At 61.8% G+C, this 9,432-nt stretch carries 4 protein-coding genes; all 4 read right to left on the reverse strand.

Annotated elements, in window-relative coordinates:
• Positions 1–11 precede the first annotated feature (11 nt).
• The 4 genes from ACSC1Q_RS42670 to ACSC1Q_RS42685 are packed head-to-tail and all read right to left on the reverse strand — an operon-like array spanning position 12 to position 9,101.
• Positions 12–3,158, reverse strand: coding sequence for a restriction endonuclease (locus tag ACSC1Q_RS42670; protein WP_436764457.1), 3,147 nt, complete (start codon positions 3,156–3,158; stop codon positions 12–14).
• Position 3,159: 1 nt separating this feature from the next.
• On the reverse strand, positions 3,160–5,148 hold the full coding sequence (locus ACSC1Q_RS42675; protein WP_436764458.1) for a site-specific DNA-methyltransferase: 1,989 nt from the start codon (positions 5,146–5,148) through the stop codon (positions 3,160–3,162).
• Positions 5,149–5,178: 30 nt separating this feature from the next.
• Positions 5,179–5,928, reverse strand: coding sequence for a DUF4391 domain-containing protein (locus ACSC1Q_RS42680; protein WP_436764459.1), 750 nt, complete (start codon positions 5,926–5,928; stop codon positions 5,179–5,181).
• On the reverse strand, positions 5,925–9,101 hold the full coding sequence (locus tag ACSC1Q_RS42685) for a helicase-related protein (protein WP_436764460.1): 3,177 nt from the start codon (positions 9,099–9,101) through the stop codon (positions 5,925–5,927). Before ACSC1Q_RS42685 ends, ACSC1Q_RS42680 begins: the two co-directional genes overlap by 4 nt.
• Positions 9,102–9,432 lie beyond the last annotated feature (331 nt).

Raw genomic sequence — 9,432 nt, forward strand, 5'->3', positions numbered from 1 at the left:
TCACGCCTGCACTAATCAGGCTGGAACTCGACGCTGGGCTCGCCCCGTATGATTTCAACCGAGGTCGGTTCTCCCTCCATTACGGCGGTAGCTGCTTCGATGCCGTTGACGACTTCATACTCGAGGTCGACGATCCCAATACTGGCCTTGACGGCCTGGAAGTGCTTACGCGCGGAAGCGATCTTCCCAGCCTCGGCAGGGCGCAGCAGAGCGGTCTCATTGACACCCTTAGTTTCGAAGACGATGTAGCGGCTGCCGTCGGCGCGCTCGATGGCCATGGCCCAGTCGGGGTTGTAGCTGCCCAGCGGGGTGGAAATCTGGAACGAGGATGGGAGTTTCACGAAGACCTTCACCTCCGGACGCTGCATCAGCGCGTGCGCAAAAACCCGCTCCACGTGGGAGTCGACGACTATGTACTGGTAGACGGACTTCTCCGCGAACGATTTCGCGTTTCCGTCCGTGTCGGAGATGAGGTTTCCATCGGGGCCTGTGTATCCAGAGACGTTGGCCTCGTGAAGGAGACTGAGGGCGTACCTGCGGTCCGCTTCTGGACGGGAGGCGTCTACCAGTTCATAACGCAGTCCATCGATCAGGAACCTTTCCTTGGTGACCTTGAGTTGGTGGGCCACCTGGTCGATGTAGGCCTGCGGGTTGTAGCGGAACTGTCCGAGTGTGCCGGACTCAGTGAGCACGTGAGCGAGCGTGGCCCGGGTCAGCTGCGTACGGTCGGCGAGGACGGAAAGGATATCGGGCAGGTCCTCGCTGTCGGCGTAGGTGACGTCCACCCTGCGCACCGTCGACACCTCAGAGGCGAGACCGCTCTGGTCGATGCCCTCCACGCGGTGCGTGACCCACTCGCCTTTACGCTTGGCCACGGGGAGCATCTCGCGCAGCGCATCGACCATTGCGGCACGGAGCTTTGCCTCGTTAATGTCGACGCGGTACTCGGTGCGGATCCGGATACGCTCCCACAATGCCTGAAATTCAGGGCTCTCCAGACGCTCCTTGACGAGGGGCGCCGAGACGTGTGAACCAGACTTCTTGATATTGACGGGCCGGGCGAGACGCTTGATGAGTCCGAGTACCACCTTCACCGCGGCCGGACTGTCTACGGCGCCTTCGACTAGTAGCGCGAGGTTCGCATCGCCGTTCTGTACGGCTTGGCGCAGGCTGTCCTGGATCTTCCCCTTGGCGTCGATATAACCGCCAGACAAAAGAGTTCGGTACAGCAGTTGCCCGGCGGCCGAGCCGATGGGGGCGACTTTCCCGTCCGCTCCCTTGAAAGACAGCCGTGCGAAACCGTCCACAGTGATGACCCCGAACTGGATGTCCAGGTCTTCAGCCAGCTCGCGCTGGAGGCGGTCGGCGAACTCCTCGTAGGACTCGTTTGCGATCACTGTGAGCCGGTTGATGTCAAAGCCGCGCACCCGGTTACCTGATCCGTCCACACACAGACGCAGGCCACGGCCGATGGACTGGCGCCGCCACCGTTCGGTGCCCATGTTCCGTAGGACGCAGATCTGGAAGACATTGGGGTTGTCCCAACCTTCCTGCAACGCAGAGTGGCTGAAGATGAACCTAATCGGGGTACCGGGAGTGGTCAGTCCGACCTTGTCCCGCATGATCTGCTCGTAGGCCAGCCCGGCCTGCTGGCGCCCCTTGTCGGTGGTCTCCTTGGTGTCCACTAACACCTCGCCGCCCCCTTTTCGGCGGTCCACGGAGAAGTACCCCTGGTGGGCCTGCTTCGCGATTTGCTCGGCGGAGGACGGGCCCAGCAGGGTGTTGAACTGTGGTTCGGCGGCGATCTTCGCATACTCCTCCTCGAAGGCCCGCGCGTACTCACCAGGCGCTGCCTCGCCCTCGGGGCCATACTCGCGATACTTGGCGACCGAGTCGACGAAGAGGAGGCTGAGTACCTTGATGTCACGTCCGTGCACTGCAAACTCCTGCTCCTTGAGCAGGTGCTGTCGGATGGTCTGGGCGATCATCTGACGGACACGCTCGCCGAGACCGACCTCGGCGCCGATGCTGTCACCGACCTTCAGCGGCTTCGCGACGGTGTCGAAGGAAATGCTCTCCTGACCCTCGGCGGCGTTAATGGCCACGACAGAGAGGTTCTTGTATAGGTCGCGCCCGGTTGCGTCCGCGAGGTTGTTGAGCGACGAGGTGTTCACCGTGACGGCCTTGCGTCTAATCTCGTTGCCCTGCTCGACGTCTACCTCGACCTTTGCCGAGATCACGCCACCCTTGCCTCGCGTCACTCCGAGCAACTTGACGTACGGCGTCGTCCCGCTGGCGGAGGTAACCAAGGAGTCCACCTCGATCTGCTTGACCAGCTGGTTCTCGTATGCCGCGATGGCGTCCAGCCGGTAAATGAGGTTCGCTTTGTCGTGCTTGGAGTGGGTAGCCGAGTAGCGGAGAGCAGCTGTGGCATCGAACTTCTGGAGCGCTTTGCGGCCCGCGCCCACCTTCTTGCCTGCGCCGGTGTCGCCGTACACGCTCTGCGGCTCGTCGATGATGATGATCGGATTGGTCGCCCGGATCAGGTCAGCGGGAACCTCGAAGTCGAGGGCCTCGACCTGCTGGTAGATCTTGTTAGTCTCCTTGTTGATCGCCGCGGCGGTGAGAATCATGATTTCAATGTTCGATGATGTGGCGAATGACCGTATCCGGGACGGGTTGTTGCCGTCGAACTGGAAGAAACTCATCGGCGGGTTGCCGTACTGGGCTCCGAGATGGTCGCGCAGCATCCGGATGGAGGTTTCGACACCCTCCTTGATGGCCACAGACGGGACGACGATCATGAACTTGGTGAAGCCGTAGAGCTGGTTGAGTTCGTAGATGGTGCGCAGGTAGACATAGGTCTTGCCGGTGCCCGTCTCCATCTCGATGGTGAAGTTCATGGACTCCAAGGACGATTCCGGTGCCAGGCCAGTGCGATTCTGCACCTCATGCAGGTTCGAAAGAATCGTCTCCGGATCCAAGCGCAGCTTGTTGCCATAGCCCCTGTCGGTGAACCCCTCGAGGCCCGAGTGCGCGGCCGGGTGGGCATAGACCGTGAAATGAGAGCTCAAGGCCTCCTGGCCTTTGAACAAGCCGGTGACCGCTTCTATGGCACGGAGCTGATAGTCGAGGTTGGCGTCGAACGAGAACTTCACGTCAGATGCTCCGCAACGTGGAGAAGCCAGCCTGCTCGAGCGCAGCGGCGAAATTGAGCTTGGCTGCGGAGTCGAGGAAACCCGTGTCGCGGACGACGACCGTGGTCTCGGAGTCGACTGGGGCCTCGTCGCGCCAGACCACAAGCGCCTTAGCGACCTCGTTCGCACGTGCGACGGTGATGTCAGTGCCGAAGTAGGCGAACAGCGTGCCCACCAGGTTGTACAAAGTGCTGCCCGCGATCTCCCTGGTCTCCACGGGCGTGGTCAGGTCCAAGCCCAGCCGCAACATCATCTCGACCAGCAGGTCGTCTGTGGTCCGCCCGGCGACGAGATTGTCGACGGCTTCGACGAGGTCAAGCTGGTCAGCAGTGCCGTCCCATGGCCGTACATTGCTGGCCGCCAGGCGGTACGACCGAAAGCCGGTGTCAATATCCGCGGCCTCGAGGGGCTTCTTTGCAGCGATCTGCTGGCCCGCACGACGAAGCCGCTCGCGAGTGATATCCGCGATTGTATTGTAGCCGTCTTGGTCTACAGGCTCGTCAAGCTGAATCAGGATGTACTTGCGGCAGCCACCGTCTCTAGCATTGAGATCCATTACCGCGTGGCCCGTTGAGCCAGAGCCTGCAAAAAAGTCCAGTATCACCGCTTCCCGCGATCCATAAGTAGCCAGGTCGATCCATCGAGAGAGGACGCCTGCATCTTTAGGGAAGCCGAATATGCCGGCACCCAGGAGCGTGTCAAGCGCATTTGATGCGCTGGCCCGTTTCTTCTCAAAGACCGACGATGGGACCATTCCGTCTTCGGAATCTAGATATGTCTTTCCGTTAATATATTCGTTATGATCTTTGCCCCAAATGATGCGGTTGGCATCGATTTCCTGCTGCATTCGCTCTGGGCTTGCGTACCGCCAGCCACGCTCGGGCACCTTAACGGGAAGGCCCGTAACCGGATGGATTACCTCATATTTGGGACCGCCCTTGTCGGGCCATGAGATGTCCCGTTTGCGGGAGACTCTTCCGTCTGGATCAAACTCGTAGAACCGGTTATTCTCCTTCGCGGGATGGCCCTGGGGTAGGGATTTTATCCACTCTTTCATCAGCTTGGTTGCTTTTTCGGTGTCGCCACCAGAATTATTCCATGCGACCTTTGCTGCTTCTCGGATAATTCCATCTGTTGGCCGCTCTTCACGCCAGCGTACGTTGTTGCTGCGGAGCATAGCTTCGTTCTTAGCATATACAAGCATATAGTCATGGCCAACTGAGACATATCGAGAATCGTTCTTACGGCCACCCTGCCAGATGAGGTTAGCGATGAAGTTCTCGGCACCGAAAACACGGTCCATAAGCAGCTTGAGACGTGCATGTTCGGTGTCGTCGATGGCAACGATGATGACGCCTGTCTCCGTGAGGAGCTGATGGGCGACGAGCATGCGGGGGTACATCATCGACAGCCAGATACTGTGCCTGGAGGCACCCGCTTTGCGGTCTTGGGCTCGGTCGGAGGCCTCGCCGATCTGGAGGATGCCTTCTTCGTCGCGCTGGCCGGCGGCCGCCTCGTGTGCAGCCTGCGTGGTGGTGCGCTTGTCATCGTAAACGAAGTCGTTGCCAGTGTTGTAGGGCGGGTCGATGTAGATGACGTCGACCTTGTTGATGTAGTGGCGGCGCAGCAGGCGCAGAACCTCGAGGTTGTCCCCCTCGATCACGATGTTCTTGGTAGTTTCCCAGCCCACGGACTCCTCGGGCTTGGGCAGCAGCGTGCCAGTGGCCGGGACCGTGGACAGGCTGCGGGCCTCGGCCATGCCGGGCCAGCGTAGGCCGAAGGCTTCGGCGGTGGTGGGTGCGGCGTTCTCGCCCAGCAGGTTCCGGAGTGCGTCAAAGTCGACGCTCCCGTCGACGACGGCGTCTGGGAAGAGACGAGCTAGGAGGTCGATGTTCGACTTGGCCTCGCCGGGTCCGGTCAACTCATCCACCGGTTCGAAGCTCAGGGGCATGGAGGTTTCTTCCTCTGAAAGGGCGTGTCGTCAGGTCACATCGTGGCTGCGTTCAGCACTGTAGAGGGTGCCTCGGACACCCTCAATCTGGTCGCGCAACGACCGACCGTTCGTGTTGAGCTCAATACGGCGTTGCAGGCTCTTCGCCTGTTTCGCCTCGCGCACTACAGCGACCAGATCCAACTCCAGGTCGATGAGCTTCCGCCGTAGCGCGATAGCGTCGGCGGCGGACAGAGAAGTGCTCGCGGGCCGCCCGTCCGCCGCGGCGGTTCGTACGAGATCGCTGTACAGCGCCCACATGTTCGTGTGGTCCAGTCGGTCCAGGTGAAGAGTACCGGGCTCAAGCTGCGAGACCGGAACCATGACATGGGCGTCGATCACGGAGGTCTCCCTGCGGGAGTCGGTCTGGCTGACATGACTGAGGGCCAGGGAGAGAATCGTGCTGCCGTCGGGTAGACACGCCAGCAGCACCACCGGCCTGGGCATGCTGCGGTGTATGAGCTCGGCTACCCGGGTGCGGTTGGCTGGCATTGTTCGTTCTGCCAGGACGATCTCGAGGATGGAGATGTCAACGACCGTACGCTTAGCATCCTGGTACTTGGGCGCCCGGATCGTCTCCGGCCGAAGGATCCCGAGCAGTTTCACCGAGAGCACAGACTTCGTGATGATTCGTGCGTCAGCGGGCGAGCGTTCCTCGAACTGCTCGGCGAGCATCTTCTTCGTGATGCGGTGCTCCATGCGCGCCGCGTCGGGCAGCCTGAACAGGTCGTGGGCGCTCATGGGATGAGCGCCACCCAGGCGATGACGTCCACCGCTCCCAGTCCGGGCACGCTGAGGTCTGTGCCCAGTTGGGAGGGGCCGGCAGAGAACAGGGAGGCCACCATACTCTCCTCAGCCCGGCCGGAAGCCGCCTGGACGGCCGCGTTCAGCAGGTCGCGGTAGTGGTTCATTGAGCGGCCCGCCCTGGTCACCCGGTCGAAGTCCGCGAGGGAGGCCGGGTCGGGTGTGGTGCTGCCCAGGCAGTGGTGGCGTAGGACGTCGAGAGCCAGTTTCGGCTCCTCGATCGCGTGCGCGAGCTCGCCGTCCTCGCGCACATAGACCAGTACGTACGGTGCCAGCGGATAGGCCTTGGAGAAAGCGAACGCATCGTCACGCACCCGAAGCAGGAAGACTGCACCAGGGGACAGCCCCTCCTCGGCTAGGGTCTCGTCGAAGCGGGCCACCCCGAACAACGCCAGCGGCCAACCGGTGATCGCCTGGATCTCTTCGGGCTCCCGGGCGGTGGCGTCTGCGCGGAAGTCCGAGAGTGTCAGGTCGGTGATGCTCAGGCCGCCAGCGAGGTCCTCCATGGTGGGAGCGGCCTCCTGCATCTGCTCGAGCTGTTTGCGCCGGTAATCGAGGTCGTTCATCTCGCCGGGCGTCACGTCCAGGAGGTGCTCCTCACCGGTCGCGGAAACGTCCAGGAGCGTCATCCGGCTGGACACCCGGTTCTCGAGGTTGATGTAGGTGTCCAAGTCAATGTCGGGCCAGAAGTTGACTAGTTGGACGCTGGCGTTGGTGGTGCCCAGCCGGTCCACCCGACCGAAGCGCTGAACGATCCGCACAGGGTTCCAATGGATGTCGTAGTTGATCACCGTGTCACAGTCTTGAAGGTTCTGCCCTTCGGAGATTGTGTCGGTGGCGATCACGATGTCGATCTGCGGGGCCTCCGGGTCGCCGCCCTTGGACCTGGGGGAAAACGCGGCGAGCACGTCGCTCATGTGGGTGCGTCTCATCGCTAGGGTGGCCCGGGAGGTCTCCCCGGTGATGAGGGCCACGTGCACTCCCAGCTCGTCGCATGCCCAGCGGGCAATGTTCTCGTAGAGGTATCCGGCGGTGTCGCTGAACGCGGTGAAGACCAGGGCCTTGCGGTTGCCCTCGTTGGTGGGATGCTCCACCTTTTCGCGCAGGAAATCCTTGAGCCGCCCCAGCTTGGCGTCGCGGGTGACGTCGACCGCTCGGGCCTCGGCGAGCAGGGCGGCCACGGTGTGTTGGTCCTGTTCGAGTTCCTGCCGCCACCGGATGCGGTCGACGTCGGCTAGGAACACTTTGACGTTGCCGCCGACGGTGTCCTCGAACTGAGGGTCGTCCAGGTCGAGGTTCTCCAGGTCGGTGAGGCTGCCGATAGATATCCCCTCGCTGCCGTTGGCCTCGTAGGCGTCAATCTTGGCGATCGACTCGTCGATCCGAGAGAGAATCTTCTCGAGGGTCTTGGCCAGGGAGCTGACCGAGGACTCCAACCGCTTGAGCAGGCCCACCCGCAGCAGATGAACCACGTTGTTCTCGCGGTCGGTCTGCCGCCACACGCGCTTACCGCCTGTCCGCAACTTTTGGTCGTACAGCGCGGCGTACTTGGCCTCGTGCTTCGGGCTGACGTAGGACGTGGGTTTGTAGGCCGCCAGATTCAGCTGCAGGATCGATCGGTTGATCTGTTCCAGAGGGATCATGGCGCCTGCCGCATCGATAGGCGGAACGAGGTTGATCGGCGGGAGCCGGTCGGGGAATCTGCCCACGTCCTTGGTGCCGTAGTACTTCTCGATGTGTTTGCGCGAACGGGCGATGGTGACCAGGTCGAGCAGCCGGATGTAGTCCATACCTAGCGTGCCGACCAGAGACTTCGTGCTCCGGGCCGTGGCGGGTGTGCGCTGCCATTCGTTGAAGTGCTTCTGTGCCTTAACCAGGGTGGCCTCGATGCTCTTGATCCCATCGGAGGCCAGGGCCTGGTCGTCGCCCTCGGTGGCGAACAGCACCTGGTTCTTCAGGTCGGCCAGCCGGGTGTTCACCGGGGTGGCGCTGAGCATCAGGACCTTGGTCTTCACCCCGCTCTTAAAGACCTCGTCCATGAGCCGCGAGTACCGGGTGGTCCGGTCCTTGACCTGCGGATTGTTGCGAAAGTTGTGGGATTCGTCGATGACGACGAGATCGTAGTTGCCCCAGTTGACATGAGCCAGGTTGATATCCCCGGACAGGCCGTCGAGGCGGCTGAGGTCCGTATGGTTAAGGACGTCGTAGTTGAGCCGGTCCTTGGCCAGGGGGTTCCGGACATCGTTGCCGCGGTAGATCGTCCAGTTCTCTCGCAGCCGCTTGGGCGCCAGCACAAGGACGCGGTCATTGCGTAGCTCGTAGTATTTAATGACGGCGAGCGCCTCGAAGGTCTTTCCGAGGCCGACGCTGTCGGCGATGATGCAGCCATTGTGGCGTTCGAGTTTCTGGATCGCGCCGAGCACCCCGTCGCGCTGGAACTTGTAGAGCTTGTTCCAAACGACGGAGTCGTAGAAGCCGGTCCTGCCCCGGTCGGCGCTGTGCCCGGATTCCTCGACGAAGTCGTTGAACAGGGCGGTCAGGACACGCAGGTAGACCGACTCGGGAGCCCGGTCCTCGAAAAGGGCCCTGGCCGCGTCGAGGAACTCCTCCTGGATGCTGCGGCTGGTCCCGTCGTTGAACCACATTCGTTCGAAGTTGACGACGGCCTGCGCCACCTTTTCAGCGTCCGTGGACTCCTGGGGGAAGTACAGGTTCGGGGATGCCACCAGACCGAGGCTCTCGGCGGCGAGACCCGCATTGTCGACCACGTAAGGGAACGATCCGTCGACGCTGGTCCAAGTACTGGGAGTACGCCTGGTGAGCGTCCTCGCCTGCAGGTGTCGCTCAGCCCAAACTGCGAACGCGCGGGCGATGCGATGCTGATTCAATCGGGAACGCCTGAGGTTCTCCTCCTCGAGCCCATTGAGCGGGAACATCTCAAGGCTGTGGCTGTGCAGCAGCAAACGCAGGTCCACATCGGTCAGCTGGTCCTGGAGCGCCTCGTAGACGAAGAGAGAGAACGACTCCGACAGCGAGTCCAGCCGCGTGGCGCCGCCGGTCAGATGCTTGCGCAACCGGTCAATTGCCTGGCCAGTATCGCTGGGAACCATAATGCGGAGCCTCCGAAGCGTGCATGTGCGGGCCGGGCCTCCCCTGCTCCCTGACCACATGATCTAGAATGACCGTAAAGTCTAAGAGTATCTAGATCGTCATTCGTCATGGTAAGTCGATCCCACAGCCCCGGAGACCGGACTTGTCGAACAGTTCCTCCTGCCCCTTGGTCGACCAGTCCGACTGATGCGACGATAAGCAGCGCTCCAGGTCGCCGCAGAGCATGTGCTCTTTGATGCAGGGGCCGACCATGATGATCGTGCCCGCGCCAAGGTCATCAGCCCAGGACGAGCCTCACCAGGGACCGCCGCGCCAGACGAGCGGGTATGT

This window comes from Streptosporangium heterodermiicola, from assembly GCF_051390675.1.
In the GTDB taxonomy this organism is placed as follows: domain Bacteria; phylum Actinomycetota; class Actinomycetes; order Streptosporangiales; family Streptosporangiaceae; genus Streptosporangium.